The organism is Pseudoalteromonas sp. SWN29 (assembly GCF_015864465.1).
Taxonomy (GTDB): Bacteria; Pseudomonadota; Gammaproteobacteria; order Enterobacterales; family Alteromonadaceae; genus Pseudoalteromonas.
Genome location: NZ_JADYXE010000003.1, coordinates 69,041 through 92,572, shown reverse-complemented (window position 1 = coordinate 92,572; position 23,532 = coordinate 69,041). Strand labels below are relative to the sequence as shown.

At 37.8% G+C, this 23,532-nt stretch carries 20 protein-coding genes and 1 tRNA gene; 6 read left to right on the top strand and 15 right to left on the bottom strand.

The annotated features are described in order from the left end of the window. Positions 1-323 precede the first annotated feature (323 nt). The 3 genes from I6F53_RS01880 to I6F53_RS01870 form a co-directional block, all read right to left on the bottom strand. Positions 324-1,340, bottom strand: coding sequence for an aspartate-semialdehyde dehydrogenase (locus I6F53_RS01880; RefSeq protein ID WP_197238298.1), 1,017 nt, complete (start codon positions 1,338-1,340; stop codon positions 324-326). A 48-nt stretch (positions 1,341-1,388) separates the two neighbouring features. Then, entirely contained in the window at positions 1,389-2,510 is a 1,122-nt protein-coding gene (locus I6F53_RS01875; protein WP_197238297.1) for a 4-phosphoerythronate dehydrogenase, read from the bottom strand. 278 nt (positions 2,511-2,788) lie between these two features. Continuing rightward, positions 2,789-5,011: a TonB-dependent receptor gene (locus I6F53_RS01870; protein ID WP_197238296.1), complete on the bottom strand. Its 2,223-nt coding sequence runs from the start codon at positions 5,009-5,011 to the stop codon at positions 2,789-2,791. A 1,096-nt stretch (positions 5,012-6,107) separates the two neighbouring features. On the opposite strand from I6F53_RS01870, the gene I6F53_RS01865 reads away from it, so the two are divergent. Both I6F53_RS01865 and I6F53_RS01860 read left to right on the top strand, forming a co-directional pair. After that, positions 6,108-7,238: a porin gene (locus I6F53_RS01865; RefSeq protein ID WP_197238295.1), complete on the top strand. Its 1,131-nt coding sequence runs from the start codon at positions 6,108-6,110 to the stop codon at positions 7,236-7,238. Between the two features lie 12 nt (positions 7,239-7,250). Then, positions 7,251-7,658 carry a phosphate ABC transporter substrate-binding protein gene (locus tag I6F53_RS01860; protein ID WP_197238294.1) on the top strand — a complete coding sequence of 136 codons (408 nt, stop codon included), beginning with the start codon at positions 7,251-7,253 and terminating at the stop codon, positions 7,656-7,658. A 591-nt stretch (positions 7,659-8,249) separates the two neighbouring features. Here the strand turns inward: I6F53_RS01860 and I6F53_RS01855 are convergent. The 10 genes from I6F53_RS01855 to rlmE all read right to left on the bottom strand — a co-directional run bounded on the left by I6F53_RS01855 (position 8,250) and on the right by rlmE (position 19,171). Beyond that, a complete protein-coding gene (locus tag I6F53_RS01855; protein WP_197238293.1) occupies positions 8,250-8,672 on the bottom strand; it encodes a substrate-binding domain-containing protein in 423 nt (140 codons plus the stop codon). Positions 8,673-8,683: 11 nt separating this feature from the next. After that, positions 8,684-10,018: a hypothetical protein gene (locus I6F53_RS01850; RefSeq protein WP_197238292.1), complete on the bottom strand. Its 1,335-nt coding sequence runs from the start codon at positions 10,016-10,018 to the stop codon at positions 8,684-8,686. Between the two features lie 1,073 nt (positions 10,019-11,091). Next, positions 11,092-12,717 carry a methyl-accepting chemotaxis protein gene (locus tag I6F53_RS01845; protein ID WP_197238291.1) on the bottom strand — a complete coding sequence of 542 codons (1,626 nt, stop codon included), beginning with the start codon at positions 12,715-12,717 and terminating at the stop codon, positions 11,092-11,094. A gap of 197 nt (positions 12,718-12,914) precedes the next feature. Then, positions 12,915-12,999: transfer RNA gene (locus I6F53_RS01840), tRNA-Leu, on the bottom strand. Positions 13,000-13,080: 81 nt separating this feature from the next. After that, positions 13,081-13,434: a preprotein translocase subunit SecG gene (secG, locus tag I6F53_RS01835; RefSeq protein ID WP_149591809.1), complete on the bottom strand. Its 354-nt coding sequence runs from the start codon at positions 13,432-13,434 to the stop codon at positions 13,081-13,083. A gap of 1 nt (position 13,435) precedes the next feature. Beyond that, on the bottom strand, positions 13,436-14,185 hold the full coding sequence (tpiA, locus tag I6F53_RS01830) for a triose-phosphate isomerase (protein ID WP_197238290.1): 750 nt from the start codon (positions 14,183-14,185) through the stop codon (positions 13,436-13,438). 71 nt (positions 14,186-14,256) lie between these two features. Then, positions 14,257-15,606 (bottom strand): phosphoglucosamine mutase, encoded by a 1,350-nt coding sequence (glmM, locus tag I6F53_RS01825; RefSeq protein ID WP_007586638.1) that lies wholly within the window; start codon positions 15,604-15,606, stop codon positions 14,257-14,259. Continuing rightward, positions 15,606-16,451 (bottom strand): dihydropteroate synthase, encoded by an 846-nt coding sequence (gene folP, locus I6F53_RS01820; protein ID WP_197238289.1) that lies wholly within the window; start codon positions 16,449-16,451, stop codon positions 15,606-15,608. The genes glmM and folP overlap by 1 nt, the downstream gene beginning before the upstream one ends. A gap of 80 nt (positions 16,452-16,531) precedes the next feature. After that, entirely contained in the window at positions 16,532-18,475 is a 1,944-nt protein-coding gene (gene ftsH / locus I6F53_RS01815) for an ATP-dependent zinc metalloprotease FtsH (protein ID WP_231616509.1), read from the bottom strand. A 66-nt stretch (positions 18,476-18,541) separates the two neighbouring features. Beyond that, positions 18,542-19,171, bottom strand: coding sequence for a 23S rRNA (uridine(2552)-2'-O)-methyltransferase RlmE (gene rlmE / locus I6F53_RS01810; protein WP_197179309.1), 630 nt, complete (start codon positions 19,169-19,171; stop codon positions 18,542-18,544). Positions 19,172-19,259: 88 nt separating this feature from the next. Here rlmE and yhbY point away from each other — a divergent pair, with 88 nt between their 5' ends. Next, on the top strand, positions 19,260-19,556 hold the full coding sequence (gene yhbY, locus I6F53_RS01805; protein ID WP_002963153.1) for a ribosome assembly RNA-binding protein YhbY: 297 nt from the start codon (positions 19,260-19,262) through the stop codon (positions 19,554-19,556). A gap of 80 nt (positions 19,557-19,636) precedes the next feature. Here yhbY and I6F53_RS01800 read toward each other — a convergent pair whose 3' ends face one another. Both I6F53_RS01800 and I6F53_RS01795 read right to left on the bottom strand, forming a co-directional pair. Further along, a complete protein-coding gene (locus I6F53_RS01800) occupies positions 19,637-20,140 on the bottom strand; it encodes a SixA phosphatase family protein (protein ID WP_197238287.1) in 504 nt (167 codons plus the stop codon). After that, positions 20,137-21,291 carry a serine hydrolase domain-containing protein gene (locus I6F53_RS01795; protein WP_197238286.1) on the bottom strand — a complete coding sequence of 385 codons (1,155 nt, stop codon included), beginning with the start codon at positions 21,289-21,291 and terminating at the stop codon, positions 20,137-20,139. Before I6F53_RS01795 ends, I6F53_RS01800 begins: the two co-directional genes overlap by 4 nt. Positions 21,292-21,403: 112 nt before the next feature. Here I6F53_RS01795 and I6F53_RS01790 point away from each other — a divergent pair, with 112 nt between their 5' ends. The 3 genes from I6F53_RS01790 to I6F53_RS01780 all read left to right on the top strand — a co-directional run bounded on the left by I6F53_RS01790 (position 21,404) and on the right by I6F53_RS01780 (position 23,527). After that, positions 21,404-22,207 carry a hypothetical protein gene (locus I6F53_RS01790; RefSeq protein WP_197238285.1) on the top strand — a complete coding sequence of 268 codons (804 nt, stop codon included), beginning with the start codon at positions 21,404-21,406 and terminating at the stop codon, positions 22,205-22,207. A gap of 164 nt (positions 22,208-22,371) precedes the next feature. Next, positions 22,372-23,154: a MipA/OmpV family protein gene (locus I6F53_RS01785; RefSeq protein ID WP_231616508.1), complete on the top strand. Its 783-nt coding sequence runs from the start codon at positions 22,372-22,374 to the stop codon at positions 23,152-23,154. Next, positions 23,144-23,527, top strand: coding sequence for a DUF3019 domain-containing protein (locus I6F53_RS01780; protein ID WP_166421238.1), 384 nt, complete (start codon positions 23,144-23,146; stop codon positions 23,525-23,527). The genes I6F53_RS01785 and I6F53_RS01780 overlap by 11 nt, the downstream gene beginning before the upstream one ends. Positions 23,528-23,532 lie beyond the last annotated feature (5 nt).

Genomic DNA, 23,532 nt, shown 5'->3' with positions numbered 1-23,532 from the left:
ACACTTAAAGCTTAAGTGCATAAATAGTGTTGATTATTGCTGTTATCAGCCAAATGACTGACTCGCATTTATTATTACAATCTATTTTTATTGCAAGCTCTATTCCAATTACAAACTATAAACCAGTTAAGGCTTAATATCCATCGCAACACCTTGAAAATAAATGCCTTAAAACATCTTTATAAATATTAATTTATTGAGTGTTATCAATCAGTTTTTATACTTTTAAAAATAAACGGCAAAAAATTGACAAGCTCTATAAATAAAAAGCGGCAAACAAATAATGTTTACCGCTTCGAATGTGTGTTTAGCGCTATTAACTATTACATGTAATTAGCAATAAGCTCTTCTGCAATTTGAATACTGTTAGTTGCAGCACCTTTGCGAGTGTTATCACTTACAACCCACATGTTTAATCCATGAGGATGAGAAATATCAGCACGTAATCGGCCTATATAAACAGTATCGTTACCACTAGCGTCAGACACTGCTGTAGGGTAATCACCTTCATCATCAATTAGCTCGACACCAGGCGCGTCTTTTAAAAGTTGCTTAACGTGTTCAAAGTCATAAGGCATGCGCGTTTCAATATTAATTGATTCTGAGTGACCAAAAAACACGGGAACACGTACACATGTAGGATTTACTGCAATAGTGGTATCACCCAAAATTTTATGAGTTTCATTTACCATTTTCATTTCTTCGCGTGTATAGCCATTATCTTCAAAGCTATCAATTTGAGGAATAACGTTAAATGCAATTTGTTTTGGAAATACTTTATGATCTACAGGGCGTGCATTCATTAAATTAGCTGTTTGCTTTGCAAGTTCATCAACCGCCTCTTTACCTGCACCCGATACAGCTTGGTAAGTAGATACATTTATACGGTCTATTCCGTACGCATCATAAATTGGCTTAAGTGCTAACATCATCTGAATAGTTGAACAGTTAGGGTTAGCAATAATATTACGGTTTCTAAAATCAGCTAGACTTGAAGCATTAACTTCTGGCACGACTAAAGGAATTTCGAAGTCATTTCTAAAGTGCGATGTATTATCGATTACAATACATCCGGCATCAGCGGCAATCGGTGCGTACTTTTCTGACACACTGCCACCTGCAGAGAAAAAGCCAATATGCGCTTGGCTAAAATCAAAGCCTTCAACGTCAAGTACTTCAATAGTCTCACCACAAAACTTTATGTCTTCACCTGCGCTGCGGCTGCTCGCAAGTAAAAAAAGCTGATCTACAGGGAACTTACGATCTGCTAGCGTTTCAATGATTTGACGGCCTACTAAACCAGTAGCGCCAAGTACGGCAACGTTATATTTTTGCGACATATTTCTTCCTCTATAAACGACATTAAAACAACATCGTTAGTTAAATAATTATTTAGCTATGCTAAAGCCAAGTTGACTAAGTGCTGCTAGTTGTGGGCTATCACCTTGTAGGAATAAGGTGCTAAATTCTCGCCTTACCGGATAGTTTTTACGTAAACTATCAAAGCCCTCACCTTCTAAATGACGAAGTAAAATTCCGTCATCGCGGCGTACGTCATAAATTAAATGCACCAAACGGGCAATATCTTGCTCGCTTAGGCTTTGCGTAACAGTTGCATGTGTAATAGCAGGTATTGGTAAAAAATCATCCAACGATTTACTCACCTCTACACCTTTTAGGTCACACAATTTTTGATACAACATTTGTGTACCTCGTGCTTTCCCCTCAAGTGTATGCCCTGCAATATGTACACTAGCATAACGAACATGTTCTAGTAATTCAGTTAGAATATTGGGCTCTTTTTCCCATACATCAAGCACTAAATCTAGATCAGCCCCAGCTTCCATTACCTCAAGCAATGCTTGATTATCAATTACATCGCCTCGGCTTGCATTAATTAGCGTGAGTCCTGGCTTAAGTGCTTTTAATCGCTCTTTATTCATCATGTGCAGCGTTTTGTGCTCACCACTTTTAATAAGTGGAACATGAAAAGTAACAACATCTGATTGCGCTAATAACTCATCAAGCGCTACATGCTCTTGTAGTAAGCCCTGTTCGTGCTTAATTGGATCGCACAGCAGTACGTCGACATTTAATGCTTTTAATTTTTGCGACAAACATGTGCCAATGTTACCCATTCCTACAATACCAATTGTTTGACCACACAATGGGCGCGCATTTTCTTGGCTTAATGCAAATAAGCTACTAATGACATATTCAGCTACAGCAATGGCATTACAACCAGGTGCACTGGTAAAAGCAATATTTCTATCATGCAGTAATTGTGTATCAACATGGTCAATACCTATTGTGGCAGTGCCTACAAAGCTCAACTTGTTAGCTTGTGCTAATAGTTCATGATTAACATTAGTCACTGAACGAGTAAGAAGGACATCTACATCAACTAATTTTTCAGGTGTTAATTTACGACCATCAAAACGCTCAACCTCACCAAAGTCTGCAAAGTACTGCTCAACTAAAGGCATATTTTGATCGGCAAGAATTTTCATTACAGAGTCCGTTTGGCAATTAAGAGGCGCCATTGTAGCGAACAACCTAGCCTTTACACAAACTAAAAAGGCGCATTTTAGTTAATACAAACATTCAAAAATGGGGATGTGGATTGTTTTAAATCAGCAATTAAAATTAGGGATTTAAATTAGAGATTTAAACTATGCAGATAATAATTTTACTATTGAATATAGTAAGGCCGAATCACAAGATGAGTCGGCCTTTAATATAGAAAATAAACTTCAATTGCATTGAATTTTATTTACTTGATTTTAATTTATAGCTCAAAATCTTTTTTGAATTTCAAACCAAATTCACTGCGGTCATTACTGCGCATTACACCAACAAAACCTGATTGTTGTAGGCGACCAACATCGTAAACTTCGTTTAGAACGTTTTCACCATATAATGTAACTTCCATATCGCCATATGGGTTAGTGTACGAAATATTAAAACCAACTAGTTCACGAGAATCAATAGTCTCACTTTGGTTGTAAACTGATTGACCTTGCATTTCACTGCGATACGAATAGTTAGCATTAAACGCAAGTGTTGCGCCACTATCTAAATCCATAAAGTAAGAAGGTGCAACCATGACAGTCCAGCGTGGTGTAAGTGCAGGTGAATCGCCTTTACCTATGCCTTGTACGCCCTCAGCCACTTCTGTTATTTCAGAATCTAAATAACCCACTGCACTGCGAATAGTAAAGTCATCAGTAATAGCAACGGTTGTTTCAAGCTCAATACCTTGCGCTTTAGACTGACCCGCATTTTCTACAATTGTTACAAAGCCACCACCCGCAGTTGGATCTGAAAACGGTAATGCTAAATCGGTGTAATCAGTCACAAATACCGCAAGCATCATAGATACATTTTCGTGTACTTGGCCTTTTAAGCCCATTTCGTAGTTAATCGCTTTTGTTTCGTCAAACGATACAAATTGATCTGGTCCACCAAATGGACGCGGTGGAAAACCACCTGTTTGATAGCCTTTTTGAATCTGGCCATACACATTCATATTATTGCTAAGCTGATAAGATGCATTTACATCCCACGTAACCGCATCAAAATCTGCACTTACATATTTACGAGTTGGAAATGATGGGAATATAGCATTTGCATCTTTCTTATCTTTTGAATAACGAAGACCACCACCAACCGTTAAATCGTCAGTTAAATCGTAGCTGGCATTTATATATGCTGCATACGAATTAGTTTCTTGGTTAATTTCAAATTCGCCGTAACCGCCAAATGATTCTGTTACACCATCATTCAACAAGCCATTAGGTGTATTAAATGGGCTAAATACAAACGGGCCTGAACGTGTAAAACCATCTTCATTAAAAAAGTAAAGACCAGATACAAAGTCCATATTATCGAATGTCGCATTTAACTGAACTTCAAAAGAGTACTGATCAGCACCGCCCTCCTCTGGAAACTCAGACAAGTTTAAAGGTGATGCATCATCATCTAGGCCACCTTCGTATTCAGATGTACGGTAGCTTGAAATAAACTTAGTGGTATAAGTATCATTAATTGCCCAATCGGCTGAAAACGATGTGCCCCAACCTGAGTAAGAGGTAGATTCAATACCCGCAACAGTTGTACCTAAATCATCAGGGTCTGATGGAATTAAATCTTGAGTTAATAATGGGAAATCACCATTAAAAACATCATTTGGATCGAGTGGGTCTGTCAGTTCAATTGTATAAGGCGATTGGCCAGATTCGTTATCAACACCATCTAAAGAAAAAGTGAATGCTAAGTCGGTATTTGCTTGCCATTTAAGGGCAACACGGCCGCTAAACTCCTCTTCTTCACCAATTTCTTTCTCTGGATTTGCTAAATTAACAGCTTCACCAACACCATCACGTGTTTTATAAGATGCACTTGCAGACATACTTACATCATCTGTTAGTGAATTATTAAAATAAACATCGCCAGCAATACGTCCACGACTACCCAACTTTGCTGTAGTAGTAACAATACCTTCATCACCAGGCTGCTTTGTAATTACATTTACAGCACCACCTAATGTATTACGGCCATATAAAGTACCTTGGGGGCCGCGAAGCACTTCAACACGCTCAACATTAGGTAATGATAAGTTAGAACCCATTTGACGACCTAAGTACACACCGTCAAGATAAACACCTACACCAGGATCGGTAGTGATAATATGATCTTGCAAACCAATACCACGAATAAATACAGATGCATGCGCAGAGTTACCCACCCCATAGCGGGTAATATTTAAGTTTGGAACATATTTACCAATATCTTCGAGGTTACTCATATTGGCTTTATCAATTAGATTTGCACCAATTGAAGTGATAGCGGTTGGAGATTCAAACAGGCTCTCTATGCGTTTACGAGCTGTGACTTCTATCTTTTCAAAAGCATCTTGTTTAGCTGTTGTTTTAGTTTCTTCGGCGTTTACAGAGGTAGTGAGTCCAGCAAGAATTGCTAAGCTTAGTTGTGAGAGGTTACGTAATTTCAAAATATTCTCCAAAGGATACCGTGTGATTTTAGTTATGCTTTTATATTGATAATATAAATTTTAGGCATAAAAAAAGACGCTAAATAGCATCTTTCCTCTGGATGGGTATTATATGACAGAATTGTGAATAAATGTATAAAATAATTTAAATAATGGCATGAAGAATAAAAATAATTTAAGCATTATTAGCTTTAAGTGAATTATCATAAATCAACAACATTGATATCGACCTCACTAAAAATTGTTTTAAAAGTAGATAAAATAAACTTTATAATCAGTACCTTTTGTGAGAGTCAATGTTAAAAATCCACTTTTCGAATAATAATACTGCAAGTAGAAATTATACCTTTCCCCTAACCATTTCTTAATAAATGAAATAATTGCCAAGTATTGTTATTACTTATCGTACAAAGCAGTTGCCTCGCACCACAAGCATTTAGATATTCAGCAAGCACTGCACTAGGTCCTAGAGTTATACTCCCGAGGCCATCTGAAGAAAACTGAAGATTATTATTTTGTGTAGTAAAGCCGCACACTGGTGAGATATGACCCAACAGAGTTAAACCTACTTCATCGTTACTATATGCATTTATTGCAAAGCAATATAATAAAAACCAAACATGCTCATTTATTATCCCTATTTTTCTTGAGCAACTCGCTAAGACAGTTAAATATTAAGCAAAATATAAAAATAACACTGTTGATATTTGTTTATAAAAAAGTAATGGTGCTCGGTGCTATAACTTTACGTGCCAAGCTAAATAAACAGCTGCAAGCTCCTCTATCTTTTGTTCAAGCTAAGCCGTAGGGCTTTTCAACAAAGCGCTTACTGTTTACAAACCAATTGCAAATAAGTAAACAAAATTTAAATAAGCAATATACACAACCATAGTCATCTAAATATTATTCATTATTTTCATATGAATTTATCACCGCGTTTAATTAAAAAAACACACCAATAAATAAATATATTTACAAATGTAAATTCACATAAATCTGATGGCTTTCATTTATTTTCACTAACACGCTAAATTTATTAGATAATTATTGATATCGACTCTATAATATTCATGGAATCAACAAATAGGAAATACATATGAAAAAGCTATCTGTAGCAGTAGCAATATGTGCAGCTTTGGCATCTAGCTATGCTAGTGCTGAAGTGCGAATTAATGGTTTTGCATCAATTATCGGTGGTAAAAGTCTGGATAGTGACAGTACTTTGTACGGTTATGATGATGATATTACATTTAAAAATGAAAGTGTTTTTGCATTACAGCTCTCTGCAGACCTACAAGAGAAACTTACTGCAACAGCTCAAATTGTAGCTCGAGGCGAAAACGACTTCGATGCAGAGTTTGAATGGGCGTATATTACATACGAATTTTCAGATGAACTGCAGCTAAGTGCGGGTAAAATGCGCGCTCCATTTTACAAATACTCTGACTTTTTAGATGTAGGCTATGCATATCGTTGGGTACGTCCGCCAAAATCAGTATACGGTATCCCATTTTCAACTTACGAAGGTCTTAGTTTAGTTTACAGCTCACAATTAGGTGATTGGGATTCTACGCTTCAAGGTTTTTACGGTGCATTCGATGGTGATATTGATGTATTCGGTACAGAGTTACCGGCTGAATTAAATAACTTTGGCGGCGTAAACTGGAACCTATCTTATGACTGGTTTAGTGCTCGTGTAGCATATATGGTTGCGGATACGAGTATCTCATCAGAGGATAGCGGCCTTTTAGGGCTTGCTGGTGCATTATCAGATAATGGCTTAACTGATACGGCGAATGATCTTATCACTGATGAAGATAAAACAACCTTCGTTGGCGTTGGTTTTTCTATTGATTATGAAAACTTTTTGTTTGATGCCGAATATACACAATTTGAGGTTGAAGACAGTATACTACCAAAACAGTCACAGTATTATGCATCCGTTGGTTATCGTATTGACAGTGTAATTGTTCATTTTACATATGAAGATAATGATGACAAGCATGACTCATCACGTTTTAATACTATTGAGTCAATACCAAGCTTAAATTCGGCTGTGAATGGTGCTCTTGATGGGCTTCGTGCGCAAAGTAATGTATATACAATTGGTACACGTTATGATTTCCACCCTTCAGCTGCATTCAAAATCGACTTTAGTCGTTTTGAGGATGATGTAACTGATACAGAAACTGATGTTGTAGCTGTTGGCATAGACTTGGTATTTTAATTGGAGCTTATGATGAAAAAATTAATTTTAGTTAGTGCACTTTCATTGTGTTCAATTAATGTATTCGCAGAAGTTGCTGTGATTATTAATCCAAGCAACGTTAGCTCTGTAGATGCTGACACAATAAAAAAGATTTATTTGGGAAAAAGCAAGTCATTTAGTAATGGCGATAAAGTTAACCCAGTAAATCAAGATGGCACTTCGGTGACTGATGAATTTAACGATAAAGTAGTCGGTAAGTCTAGTAGTCAGTTAAACGCATATTGGTCTAAACTGATATTTACAGGTAAAGGTACACCTCCTGAAAAGCTTGCATCTGACCAAGCTGTTATTGATTTTGTTGCTGCAAATAACGACGCTATTGGCTATATTGATAGTTCGAAAGTTAGTGATAAAGTAAAAGTAATTGCTACTTTTTAATCATTAAAAACTGATATAAAACCACTATCTATTTAAAAGTGAGCAGTTAAAGATATTTAGCTGCTCAATTAACTAACTTAAAATTCATTTACTCTGCTTTGAACATCCTATATAAGCAATAGAGTCCAAGTACTTCCCTCTAAAAGCGGTAAAAGTAATTTAGCTCTTTTACCTTGCAAAATTTCTCGCTTAATATTGCGACTTAAATACTTACTTACCTCTACTAATGATGGAGGATAACTTTTTTCCATTATTGATAGTTTGTTAAGAGATTTATTTTGGCTAAATAGTGACTCAAATATAATAGTAGGCAATCTAGCCTTAGAAATTTAAATTATTAACAGAGCACATATATCATAAAGGTAGAAGGTAGTTATAGAAGGATTTTTTGCTTGAGTAAGAGGTGCTCGTTAATTAGTTTAATGCAACGCTTAGTATATTAATTTTTTCTTATTTAGGAAGGGTTGCACAAGTTTAAATTAAGAGAAACCAGGGCAAGCTACTCACTATCTAAACCCACGTTACTTTACACATAAAAAACTCTCGTAATTAGTATTACGAGAGTTCTGATATATTGAATTAACTCAAATATTAGAAAGTAGCTATTACTCTTACGCTATCTGTCACATCACTGGTTTCTAAATAGCCGATAGCCTTTTGATTAGAGCTAACCTCTTTCAAAACTTCATTTACATCTTTAGCTTGTAAAGGAGGCGTTCTTCGTCCTGTAAAAATAAGCTTTGACCATACTGCATCTACTTGAGACGTGTTTCTTTTTAAAACAGTGTCATCAAATGCAGTTCTAGCACCTTTTCCGGCTTCGAACAATACAGGTACGGCTTCAGTTCCATCACTAAACTGTCCTAATTTACCCATGAATATATTTTTCACTTGAGCTTCAGAAATCTCTGATGTGTTACTTTTATTTACAACAACAGATAATGCCGCATTACTTGTAGTCATCATAATAGACAATAAAATTAATAAGAATAAAATTGATTTAAAGATTTTCATAGATTATTCCTTTAGAAAATAATATCTAGCGATACAGTTGATACAATAATGTTTTTACCAGTAGCTGAAAGTGTTTCATTGCTAAGGTTTCTAAAACCTGAACCACCAGTCGCAAAGCCATCGTTATTTAGAGGACGGAAACTATCAAATTGCATTTTCAATGCCATTTTTTTGTAAAAATCCCAACGAAGACCCGCTGTAATTGTATTTGAACGTGAACTTGAATTTCTTACAACATATTGATCAAGCGGCTCACTACCTAAACCAACAACTTGAGAATCAAGGCTAGCTTTTATATCGGCATCAACATCTAGTTTAAAATTTTCAGTTAAAGACTTAGCATATGAGTAGCCAACATAAGGCGTAAGTGAATCGAATCTATATCCAACCATTCCATAAGCAGCTATACCGTTAGCTAAAGAAGATCTTGCTTCTCTGTGTGCCCACTCAAATTGACCAAAGTAACTGCCATTATCGTATACTACAGCAAGGCTTGTAAGGTTGAATGGTCTACGTTTACGTTGGATAATACTAAAAACATCCGCTGCATTTGGAATAACTTCAGAACATGCACCTACTGCACAGTTGTCGTTCAAAGGGTCAATGTTTAATCCCAGTTGATGGTCAGTACTTACTAACATCCTCATATTACCAGGCACATACTCGCCTTCTGCGCTAATAGTTGAATGTTGAGCATTCATGTATCCAGCTCTGAAAGTCCATGAGTCGTACTGTACTGTACCAACTAAACCGGCCATATGATGAAATTTGATATAACTTTTACCAGGGAAATATAGTTTATCAAACTTGCCTGCATAAGCCTGTATTTGGTACGACACATCGCCGTCACCAATATAGTTACTATATATAGCATCAACACCATCAACATTATTTATTGTAGCTTGGCTATATAAATCTATAACAGGTCTTACCCAAACGTTAGAATAATTAACATTACGCGTATCTGAACCTAAAAATACAGGTGATACAAATCGACCCGCTCTTAAACGAAGATTTGGACTATATTTGTAGCTAATATACCCCCAATCTAATGAAGGCTGGTAATTATTTTTGTAATTACGACGTGACAAGACTTGGATTACAGCAGACAAGTCATTTGTAAACTTATATTGAGCTTGCAAGCCTATCACAGTATCGTTATCAAATCTCCAGTGGTCTTCTGAACCACTTGGTAGTGTATTGTTTTGAATGAACTGTACGTTTTCTTTGTTCGTTTTTGATGCACTCAAAGTTGCAAAACCAGATATTTTAAAATCATCTGACGCTTGAGCAAAGTTCGGTAATAATATTAAAGTTAAAGTTAAACAGATATAAATGTATTTCATATTGATCCCTTGATTTAGTTAGTTTCTGTTTAGCAAGTTCCCTTGTACACCTAAACAAAACCAACCTTTTCGTTTGATTATCTGATGCTATTATAGTCTACATTTGTTTTTTTTTAAATAAATATTGAACTTGTTTCATTTAATTTAGTCTAATGTCTATTTTGAATTTTTTATATGAACATATTAGAGCCGTTGACCTTTCAAAATTAAACTTTGTTCTATCTAGGCGTGAAATTTATAACACAGTAGGCTCGGTAAATACTCTTGCGTTACTCTAGGGCGTGTTGTTCTTTGTGGATTGAAATTTGTTCAATCTAGGGGCGATTTAACCGCGGCACGAGGTTTGTAACCTAGTCGGCTCGGTAACTGCTCTTGCGTTACTCTACTGGCTTACATCCATGTAAGAATAAGTAAAAATCGAGCAACAAAGATTTAATCGTCCCTAGAAAGAACCCGAAGGGCAGCGCATGTTTGGCATTTATGCTGCGTTATCGCCAATTTATGGGGAATAACCACACTACATAGGCTCTGCCTTGCCTAAATACCAAACAGTCTGCTGCAAAATTAATCACGGAAGATCAACACGCCCTAGTAACTTGCATCCATGTGAGAATAAACTAACAAGCTTCTGTGCTCTGCTCATACTCTTTGTTACCTCCATGTAGGTAACAAAGGGTTAATCGTAACTAGGATGAGTTTAAAGGGCAGTGCGAGTTTAGTGTTTATAATTTATGCATCATTATTACCTATTTAAGGGGAATAATTACACTTCAGACGCTCCGTCTTTCCTAAGGCTATATGCACTACTGAAAATTTAACTTCGAAATTATTGCCGTATCACAATCCACACCAATGAACCTCGAAGATATTATGAAAAACTTTAGATACTCAACCTGAAAAATGGGAACCTGCTCAAGCAGCTCTTTATTTTTTCGCAACTGATAGAGCGACGTTATTGGCTATATTAAGTAGCTCTGAAATTAACGATTATAGTAAAAGTTATTGCGGCTTTCTAATCGTTAAACGTTGCTATAAAGACCGCCCTTGGGGTGATCTTTATATAAAGCGGAAGATTATTCTATTCTAAATTTAGCTGTTGCATCGAGTAAATTATCAGAGAGGTAATGTAAATTTTTGGCAACATCACGAACAGCAAGTAGAGAGCTCATCGTATCCTCAAACGATACATGCATATTAGATACGTTTTCAACAACCATAGCAGCAACAGAAGTTTGCTCCTCAGTTGCTGCTGCAATCTGCGAATTCATTCCATTTATTTCTAGCATCTGCTCAGCTATTTTCTCTATTGAAATACCTGTTTTCTCTGCGGCAGTAGCATTATCTGTTGCCATGTCTCGTGCTGAAGTCATAGCGGATACAGACTCATTTGCAGCGGTAGTTAATGCGCCAAGTAATTCTCGGATCTCGTTAGTTGAATGTGCCGTACGGGACGCTAATTCACGAACTTCGTCAGCAACTACGGCAAAGCCACGTCCATGCTCACCGGCACGAGCAGCTTCAATCGCAGCGTTAAGAGCAAGTAAATTAGTTTGATCAGCGATAGAAGTAATAACGTTTAAAATCTGCGATACATTTTTTGTGTCATCTGCAAGCTTATTTATAGTTGTAGCGGCTTGATTTATTTCGTTGCTTAACGTGCGAGAAACAGTGACTGACATTTTAACTTGTGTACGACTTTGTTCGACTTCTTTTTCGGCGGTTTCTGCTGCGTGAGAAGCACTGGCTGCAGATTGAGATATATCACCTACACTCTGCTTCATTTCTTCCATAGATTGCTTAACAATTTCAGCATCAGTGGTTTGCTTTGTTGTAGCACGCTCAGCTTGTTCCATACCTTGAACTAGTCGTGTTGAGTTTTCCATTAAAGGCTCACATACGGCAATAACTTCAAGAACCGTCTCTCTTAGTAAAGAAATAAATGCGTTGAAGTTAATAGAAACTTGGCCAATCTCGTCTTCTGAATTAACAGATAGTTGTGTGCTTAAAGAACCATTGCCGCTTGCTAATAAGCTAAGGTTATTAGCTGCATCACTAGCAGATGAACCTATATTTTTAGCAATCCATATAGCCATAAACAATAATAAAATTAATGAGATAATGGATACAACTAACATTAGAGTTAATGCTTCATCAGAACGCGCTTTGGTGTTGGCAACCAGTTCGAAAAAACGATTATCAGCTTTTTGTTGGGCACCTTTAAAGCTTTCTAAAACAGATCCATATAAATTTGTTTTAAGCTGCGCTTGTTGCTGTATTTTACTAAAATCAGCAGTTCCATTGACCATACCTGTAGCAATACTTGAGGATATTTTTTCATAATCTGACAACTCATTAATAATATCACTGTTAATGTAGGAATTATTAAGCTGCGTTATTAAGGTAATATTAGACTCAATAGTACTATAAACATTATCTGCTTTAATAATAATGTCTTGTTCACCGAACGTAACTGCTTGAGTATAAAGCTCGTCAAGCTTTTCTAAAAGCCCTACGTTCTCCGACGTTATTTTTACTATTTTATATGATGAACTGCCCATTTCATCAAGTGAAACCTTGTTATCATTCATTGATAAATAATTTATCAATACGATCACTACAAAAGCCACTACCGCAATACATGTAATAGCATGTATTTTCTTAGTGATGCTTAAGTTTTGAAAAGAGAAGCCTGAAGCCATGCTTTATTACCTTATTTTATTGTCTATATCTATTATCGGCCTGATATCTATAAGTGTGAGCTAAATTTGTAATATTTCTAGTTTTTTCTAATAAATAGAAGAATTATTTCACGACAAGCAAATGATGTTCAAAAAACTCACAATATATTTCAGGCACAAAAAAACCAGTAACATCTCTGTTACTGGTTTTCACAATTTGGTGCGGATGGGGGGACTTGAACCCCCATGCCCTAAAGCACCACCCCCTCAAGGTGGCGTGTCTACCAATTCCACCACATCCGCATTTTTAAGCTTTCGCTTAGGTGTTAAACATATTGATTCATTTGAGGAGGATAAATCGTTTAACGATAGCTTTACGCTAAATTAGTTCGGCACGTCAGAGCTTTGCCCTTTCGTAGATGTTACTGGAACATCTTCTTCAACAGGAACTACCGTTTCTACTGCTGGAGCTTGTTCTAGGTTTTCCCATTCGTCAGTCTTTTTAATTTGACCAGCGGTTAAGTTACCTAACACAATGCTTAAAACAAAAAATACCGTTGCTAAGCTTGTGGTTGTTTTTGTCATAAAGTTACCAGCACCTGACGAACCAAAAACTGTGCCTGATGCACCAGCGCCAAATGAAGAACCCATATCTGCGCCTTTACCTTGTTGAATTAAAACCATTCCAACTAGAGCCAAAGCCACAACTAAATAAACTACTAATAAAATTTCGTACATCTTATACAGTCCCTTTTGCACTGTTACAGATTGCAGTAAAAGATTCTGCTTTTAGACTTGCGCCGCCAATTAAGCCGCCATCTATATCTGTTTGTGCAAATAATAATTCGCTATTTTTTTCATTAACGCTACCACCATATAAGATGGTAAGCCCTTGTGCTAAATTGCTATCAAGTGATGCAATTTTGTCACGGATAAATTTATGAACAGTTTGTGCCTGCTCTGGCGATGCAGTCTTACCTGTGCCTATGGCCCAAACGGGCTCGTATGCTATCACAGAATCTTTCAGTGCTGCTACACCTAATTTCTCTATTACTGCATCAATTTGTGCAGCAACTACTTGTTCGGTTTGACCGTTTTCTTGCTCACTTTCGCTCTCGCCTACACATAATATTGGTGTTAACCCAACTTGCTGTGCTCTAGCAAACTTTTCAGCGACTGCTGCATTACTTTCGTTATAAATACTGCGGCGTTCAGAATGACCAACGAGTACGTAAGTTGCACCTAAATCTTTTATAAGCTGCGCATCAACTTCACCAGTAAATGCGCCAGGTGTATTTTCAGAAACAGTTTGAGCCCCTGTAGAAACACCGCTAGCTACCATTGCTGGTACAAGTGGGAATGGAGGAAATAAAACAATGTCCATCTCTTGTGATTTTACATCGTTAATAGCGTCAGACATTTGTTTAACTAACTCTAAAGAGCCATTCATTTTCCAGTTGCCTGCGACCATCGCCTTGCGTATTGCCATTATCCACTCCACATTAGAAAGCGGGCGAGATATTAACTTTTCTCGCCCAAAGTTACAAGAGGTTATTGTTATTAATCAGTTTGTTTGCTCATAGATTCTACAACAGCTGCAATTTTTTGAGCGCTGTCGATTACAATCTTTTCTTGCTCGGCTTCAACCATAACACGAACCACAGGTTCAGTGCCTGACTTACGCAGTAAAACACGCCCTTTATCGCCTAAAGCAAGTTCAACTTCTGCAACAGCTGAAAGCACTTCTGGTGCTTTTGTCGGGTCAGTTCCAGCTGTATAACGAACGTTAATCATCTTCATTGGATACTTGGTAAAACCAGCGCCTAAGTCTTGCAATGTACGATTTTGTGCAACCATAGCAGCAAGTACTTGTAAGCTTGAAATAATACCATCACCCGTGCTAATTAAGTCCAGATTTAGTACATGGCCTGAGCTCTCACCGCCAATTTTCCAGCCTTTTTGCTGTAGTAATTCCATAACATAGCGATCACCCACTTTACTGCGAGCAAACTCGATACCTTTTGCTTTTAAAGCGTTTTCAAGGCCCATGTTAGACATAACAGTACCAACTACACCACCACCCAAATTATCATCTTGGGCTGCTTGGCAAGCAATAATATAAACCAGATCATCACCATCAAAAACACGGCCATTATGATCAACCATCATCACGCGGTCACCATCACCATCGTATGCAATACCTACGTCGGCTTTAAGTTCAAGCACTTTACGTTTAAGGGTATCTACGTGAGTAGCGCCACATTCATGGTTGATATTAACGCCGTTAGGCTCACACGCATGTGTTATTACTTCTGCGCCAAGTTCACGCATAACAGAAGGTGCGATATGATAAGTAGCCCCATTTGCGCAATCGACAACAATTTTAAGACCTTCTAAAGATAGGCCTTGTGGGAACTGGCTTTTACAAAACTCTATATACCGGCCATCCGCACTGACTAAACGCGATGCTTTACCTAATTTATCTGAGGCAACACATGTCATTTGCTCATCAAGCATAGCTTCAATTTCAAGCTCTACTGCGTCATCAAGCTTTAAGCCTTGACCATTGAAAAACTTAATACCGTTATCGTAATACGGATTATGTGAGGCACTAATTACAATACCGGCCTCAGCACGAAATGTTTGCGCTAAATAAGCAACGGCCGGTGTCGGCATAGGACCTAATAATACAACATCAATACCAGCGGCAATTAGACCAGCCTCAAGTGCAGTTTCAAGCATATAGCCCGAAATACGCGTATCTTTACCAATAATAACTTTTTTAGTACCACTTTGTGATAATACACGCCCAGCAGCCCAGCCTAGCTTCATTGCAAACTCAGGGTTAATAGGCGCTGCACCTACTAGCCCACGCACACCATCGGTGCCAAAATATTTTCTTTCTTTCATTATGCAATTCCTTGTTCGCAGGCTTGATATACACCAAGTACATCTGCGGTTTCTTTTACGTCATGTACACGAATAATTTTTGCGCCATTTTGCGCTGCGATTAACGCACCCGCTAAGCTGCCCGCTAACCGTTCATTTGTATCTCTGTTTAATAAATTACCTATCATCGATTTACGAGATAATCCGGCCAATAATGGCAAACCTAATTTATTAAAATCATCAAACCCAGCCAATATTTGATAATTATGGCTAAGCGTTTTTCCAAATCCAAAACCTGGGTCTAGAATAAGTCGTTCAAACTTAATCCCCGCTGTTTCACACGCTTTAATGCGTTCACTAAAAAACATATTTATATCTGCAAACAAATTATCGTAATGAGGTGCCGATTGCATGCTGCGGGGCTGCCCTTGCATATGCATTAAACAAATTGCTACATCTTCATATTGCGCAACCGTTTCTAAAGCATCTAGTTCTTGCAAAGCTCTAACATCATTGACTATATCTGCCCCTGCAAGTATTGCTTGTTCCATTACCTGTGCTTTACTGGTATCAATTGATATAACGCAGTCACTGTGCTGACGTATCGCTTTAATTGCAGGGATCACGCGAGCAAGTTCATCTTCTAAACTAACATCTGGCGCGCCTGGACGGGTTGACTCCCCCCCTATATCTAAAATTGTCGCACCGTCATCTAATAATTGCACTGCGCGCTTTAACGCTATTTGGGGATCTAAAAACTGCCCACCGTCAGAAAATGAATCCGGCGTTACATTTAATATTCCCATAATAACGGGCTTTTCAAGATTAAGCGTACGCCCTCTCGGGAGTTTTAATGTGTTAGTCATTGCCAACCTTTATAATTATTTCTAAATAGTTGATACAAAAAAGCCCCGAAGTTCGGGGCTTTCATTAACTATTTTAACGATTATTCAGCTTTGTCATCAAGGTTTGTTTCATCTTTTTTAGATGAATCATCAGTATTTTGACTTTCGTCAACAACTGGCTCTTGAGGTTCTTCCGCTTTTACCGGTTTTGCTTCATGACGATCATGTGCATCACGCGGTTCACGTACTGGTTGGCGTGCCATTAAATCATCAATTTGCTTAGCATCAATAGTTTCGTATTTCATTAACGCATCTTTCATTGAGTGAAGTATATCAATATTTTCTTTTAATATTGCTTCCGCTCTTTGATAGTTACGGTCTGAAAATAAACGTACTTCTGCATCGATTATTTTAGCTGTGTCGTCTGACATGCTAGATGAACGACTACCGCCGCCACCCATGTACATTTCGTTCTGATCTTCAGCGTAAAGTAACGGACCTAATTTTTCACTTAAACCCCAATGCGTAACCATTTTACGCGCTATGTCTGTAGCTCGTTCAATATCGTTACTTGCACCCGTTGTTACTTTATCAGCACCGTAAATAAGTGCTTCAGCAATACGACCACCATAGAGGCTAGAAATCATTGACTCTAAGAGCTCTTTTGAATGGCTAACACGATCTTGTTCTGGTAGGTACATTGTTACACCTAGCGCACGGCCACGTGGAATAATAGATACTTTATAAACTGGATCATGTTCTGGCACCATACGACCAACAATTGCATGGCCTGCTTCGTGGTACGCAGTCATTGCTTTTTCTTGCTCGCTCATCACCATGGTCTTGCGCTCTGCGCCCATCATGATTTTATCTTTAGCAGCGTCAAATTCAGCCATACTTACAACACGTTTATTACCACGTGCAGCATAAAGTGCAGCTTCGTTTACTAAGTTTGCTAAATCAGCACCCGAGAAACCAGGAGTACCACGAGCTATAAGAGCCGCTTCTACGTTATCGCCTAATGGCACTTTACGCATGTGTACTTTAAGTATTTGCTCACGACCACGAATATCAGGTAAACCCACTTCAACTTGACGGTCAAAACGACCCGGACGAAGTAACGCAGGGTCTAATACATCAGGACGGTTAGTTGCTGCAATAACGATTATACCTTCGTTACCACCAAAACCATCCATCTCTACTAGCATTTGGTTAAGTGTTTGCTCACGTTCGTCGTTACCGCCGCCCATACCAGCACCACGTTTACGACCTACAGCATCAATCTCATCTATAAAGATAATACAAGGCGCCGCTTTTTTAGCTTGTTCAAACATGTCACGTACACGTGACGCACCAACACCCACAAACATTTCAACAAAATCTGAACCAGAAATTGTAAAAAATGGAACTTTAGCTTCACCAGCAACAGCCTTTGCAAGCAACGTTTTACCGGTACCTGGAGGACCAACCATCAATACGCCTTTAGGAATACTTCCGCCAAGCTTTTGAAATTTCGATGGGTCACGTAAAAAGTCGACCAATTCGGTAACGTCTTCTTTCGCTTCATCACAGCCTGCAACATCAGCAAACGTTGTTTTAATTTGGTCTTCGCTCATTAAGCGAGCTTTACTCTTACCAAATGACATAGCGCCTTTACCGCCGCCGCCTTGCATTTGACGCATGAAGAATATCCATACACCTATAAGCAGTATCATCGGGAACCAAGAAATAAATATACTTGCCAAGAATGATTGTTCTTCAGGTTGTACACCCTTCACATTTACATCATTTTTAAGTAAATCATTAATTAAGTCTTCATCGTACATTGGCATCGTTGTTTGAAAACGCTCACCACTGCTCTTAGTACCAGTAATATTTCCTGTACCACGGTCGATAATAACTTCTTGCAAAGAGCCACTGCGGACATCTTTCACAAATTGAGTGTAACTTGTTTGACGATCAACTTGCTCGCCGCCATTAAAGCTCTGAAAGACTGACATCAGCACAACTGCAATCACCAGCCATAGTATTAAATTTTTCGCCATATCGCTCAAGGGGTTAACCTCTTGTATCCAATTAATTTAAATTCAACTAAACGCCAAGCAACTGTACTACAGTTTGTATCCAGTCGCTACTATATATACTTCCCGAGAACGGGCACGTGAGGCATCAGGTTTGCGTATTTTCACTGCTTTAAAACTATTACGTACATCTTGCAAGTATTGATCAAAGCCTTCTCCTTGGAAAACTTTAACAATAAATGCGCCATTTTTCTTTAGTACTTGAGCACACATATCTAGCGCAAGTTCTACCAAATACATACTACCGGCTTGATCTACTGAGTTATTGCCACTCATATTTGGTGCCATGTCAGAGAGTACCACATCAACATTTTTACCATCAATACGTTTTAACAACGCATTTAATACAGCCTCCTCACGAAAGTCACCTTGTAAGAAGTCAACACCCGCAAGTGAATCCATTGGTAATATATCACACGCGATCACTTGGCCTTTGTCACCTACTTTTTCAGCCAAATATTGAGACCAACTTCCTGGAGCCGCCCCTAAATCAACAACGGTCATACCTGGACGAAGTACTTTATCTCTGTTTTGTACTTCATCTAATTTAAAAACCGCTCGGGAACGCCAGCCTTTTTTTTGCGCTTCTTGAACATATTTATCATCAAAATGTTCTTTCAGCCATCGCTGTGAACTGGCTGACTGTTTTTTATTTGTCATAAATTAACACGCAACTAATTAGTAATATTCTCTAGATGGCGTTAGAATACCCTTAATTCAAGCCATATTCAGCAAAATTTGTATAAACATGACATTATCAAACAAACAAAAGCAGTTTTTAAAAGGTCAGGCACATAGCCTTAAGCCTGTAGTTTTACTAGGTTCTAACGGTTTAACCGAGGGCGTAGTAGTAGAAATTCAAAGTGCATTAGAAATTCACGAATTAATCAAAGTTAAAGTTCCAACTGACGATCGTGAAACAAAAGCACTTATTTTTGAAGCAATCGTACGTGAAACTGGTGCGACTAAGCTACAAACGATAGGTCACACTATTGTGCTTTATCGTCAAAGCGTTGAGAAAAAAATACATTTACCGCGTAACTAATTAATCCTATTTAAGGATTTAGTACGTTTAAATTGAAAAACCAGCTTAATGCTGGTTTTTTATTATTTAACGCTTTTAAATTAAAAACTCATTTTATGATGGGTTACATCATAGTCACTGCCATTACTACTGGGCTTCTTATTCAATATAAAGAACTTGGTAAATTGTGTTTCACTCATAGCAGGCATTTTTTCATTCGAGAGTTGTTCGGCCAGTTCTGGTGTTGTATTACTGTGCCCAATGACAACAACTACGCCCTCTAGTTTTAGTAACTCATTTTTTAAATTATTTAGCTCACCTGCATCATAAATATTTATATTTGTATTAAAATATTCCTGCAAAGGGGCTGCTGTTTGTAGAGTACGGTTATAGTTGCTGCTGAAAAGATGTATATTTTGATGCCATTTAAACAACGTAACTAAATTATTTGCACGTGCCTTCCCTTCCTCTGATAGCTCAGGGTTTTTACCCGTTAACTTTTCGCTATGACGAAATAAATATATCTCATTAGGTGCTGCAAATGCCAAACTACAATTAAATGACATGACTAAAAAAATGATTGCTAATATTATTTTATTCTTCATATTTTTTTACCTCGTTTGTATTCTAATAGCCTGTCGATAAATTCAGTCGTTAGCTCATTGATTACGCCGGTTTCAGCATTAACTATTAAGCTAAAACCAATATTCAAGTGAGGAAATACAACCACATCACTTCTATACCCCTGAACCCAACCACTATGATAATAAAGCGTTTCATCGGCATAGTTATAAACACGCCAACCTAAACCGTAATAGGCTTCATTAAGGTGTTTTTTCCACACCCTGCGATACATTTCTTTTTTTGTGTGAGTGTATGGGCGTGTTTGTTTTGCCAGCGTATCCAATGACAAAACATCAGGATATTGCCCTAACTGCGCTTTTAACCAAATAGCCATATCACTTGCGCTCGCATTTACACCGGCTGCTGGGCTCACTTTATAGTAATTTTTTTTAAGCTTAGCGCTATACCAACGTTTTTTACCACGCACGTGCGGTAGCGCGTAATTTTTGTCATTCGTCATTGATTCAAAGCCTAAACTGGCATCACTCATTTTTAAAGGCTCAAAAATAGCTTCTCGTAACCACTGTCCGTAACTTTTATCGGTGCTTTGCAATATTACATCACCTATAAGGCTAAACATTACGTTTTGATAGCCATAGCACTCACCTGGTTTGCAAATAGGTTTAACGCTAAGTAACTTTTCGACAATTCCGGGGTAATCCATACGAGATTCTATTAAGTTATCGTATGCATTGGGCACTAATCCACTTGAATGACTTAAAAGATGAAACACCTTTAAATCATCTTGATAAACAGTCCCTTTAAAATCAGTTATGTATTCGCTAACAGCTTTGTCTAATTCAAGTAAGCCATCACTGGCTAATTTAGCTGATAACGAACCTGCGAATGTTTTAGAAACAGACGCGAGCCTAAACCGAGTATGCTTATTAACTTTTTGCCCATTGCGTGTTTTAGTAACACCTATGGTGTGGATGTAATCAGAGTTGCTTATATTTACAATCGAAAGGGCTGCACCGGGTATACCTTTACTTTTTAATTTTTTTTGTGCGTAACGGCCGTACTTTTTTACGAATGCATCCCAATCAGGATCTGCTTTTGCTGCAAAACTCAAAGAACTAAACAACAAACACAAAGCAGGTAGGCTATACAATAAAGATTTGAGATACTTCATTTTTATAAATTTTATCTTTTTAACTACATCTATGTAGATAATATCATGAAGTTTTGTTTGGACTAACGTACAATACGACGATTATTTGGTTTTTAGCGAGTGTTTAGTACTTATGCGTTTTTTAGTTGTGTCACTTTTTGTTATATTATCAACTGGTTGTACTCTTACAAAGCAGCCGGCCGAGCCACTGGCTGTGCCATTAAAGCCAACATTAAAAAGTCAAACCTACCAGCTTGAGTACACCACAGAACACTCATCTCCAAAAGTTAAATCCGTTCAACTTCCTGCACATAAGGTAGTTAGAAACCAAACAGTAAAAATTATTACCGATAAGGCAAGTGTAACCGATAAACTTCTATCGCAAATTAGCCAAGCACTTAACGACAAACAGCTAAAAGTAACAACTAAAAACAACAGCGACTATACACTGACTATTCAACAGCTTGACTTAACTTTCACAGACGATACCAAGTACGCAATAAAGCAACCAGAGAACCCTTTTCCCTTATACTCAAATATTGCACAGCAATATCCAACCCAGCAGTGCGCTGTAATATTTGCACAAGTTAGTATGCGTCTTACACACAAAGCGTCGGGTGATGTTGTTTGGTTTGCTAAATCCTCTATCGACAGTGCAAGTTTTCATCGTGAACCACTAATTTACAATTTCACTGAAGAGCAAAAAATAACAAATGAGCTTGAGGTTGTTGCTTTTGTTCATCAGCAAAACACTGATGAAGCGCGTATTGAAAGACTTGGAAAAGATATTCAAATTCCTCAGTACAAAACATTGTCAAAACTATCTAGCCTTACCAAACTTAGCGGTCCATGTAACAGAACAGAAGTAAGCGCATTAACACCTATGATGCAGTTTTACCTAAGCAGTATATTAATCGATAAAATTAAAGTTCAGTAAATTTATACTTACTACATTTTTTTACAGATTAAAGGAACGAATTAACAATATACTACGCTTAATAACAAATAATAATTAGGCCCTTAGGGATGAGAAACGCTTTGCTTAACCATACTTTACTGAGCATAACACTGCTTTTTTGCTGCATTTTTAGCACACCGAGTATGGCAAGTAACCGCTATTATGCAGATAATACGTTAGAGCCAACTCAAGGTTTTGCGTGGGACTGGAGTGCAGGCGCTGGTTTTTATATTGAAGATTCTTACCTAGTCGGTATCGAATCTTACGATAAAGGCACTGAAATCGACTTAAGCCTTGCTGTTTCCTACGATAAATTTTACCTTGATTTCGATCACAATCAACTCAGTGGCGGCCTTGTAATAGGCTACAGTCTTATAGATAAATTTGATTGGGGCCTAGATATATTAGGCACAAATACTCAAGCTGGATTTGACGAAAAAGGCCTCGGATTTTATAACCATGGTGTTATAAAAGAACTCCAAGGTATAAAAAAACGTAATTACGACTTTGATGTTGGCCTTCGACTTTCTCGCCGATTTGAAAACTCACAGTTCTCCTTTGAATACCTCCATGATGTATCTGGCGCACACAACGGCTGGGTTATAAATAGCTTCTTTAGTCATATTTTGCCATGGCGAAACTGGGAGTTTAGATCAGGTGTTGGTTTAAGCGCCTACTCTGCTGACTTTACCAATTATTACTTTGGTATTGATAGCGATGAAGCCACCAGGCTTCGCCCGGTTTATAGCAGCAATGCCAGTACTAGTATTATTTTTGAGTTCCATGCTGAGTACCCAATAAGCCAAGATTGGGTGTTTTTATCCGGCTGGCTTACAACATGGTTTTCAAAAGAAATTGACGACAGCCCAATTATTTCCCAGGGATATCAACATAAAGCCAAGGTAGGCCTACGTTATGTATTTTAGATGGATCTGTGTATTACTGATCTTCCCCAGTACTTTTACTGTTAAAGCGCAGGAGCCTCCTGAGGCACTCATCGCACTACCCGACACCTGCGTTGCACTGCGCGAAGGGCGAAATTGCTATGCCGATGTTACGCTTACATGGGAGCAACCGACTATTGGTAATTACTGCCTACGTGACGCCACCTCAAAGTACATAATGCAATGTTGGCTTAAACAACAAAGTGGTACTTTTAATTATGCTTTTGACTCACAGCAAAGCATTTCGTTTGAACTATTTGATAGCAATACGTCTAAAATAATAAGTATTGCCGAAGTAAAGCTTCAATGGGTATATCAAAACAGGCAAAAAAAGCGCCGCTGGCGACTATTTTAATACCA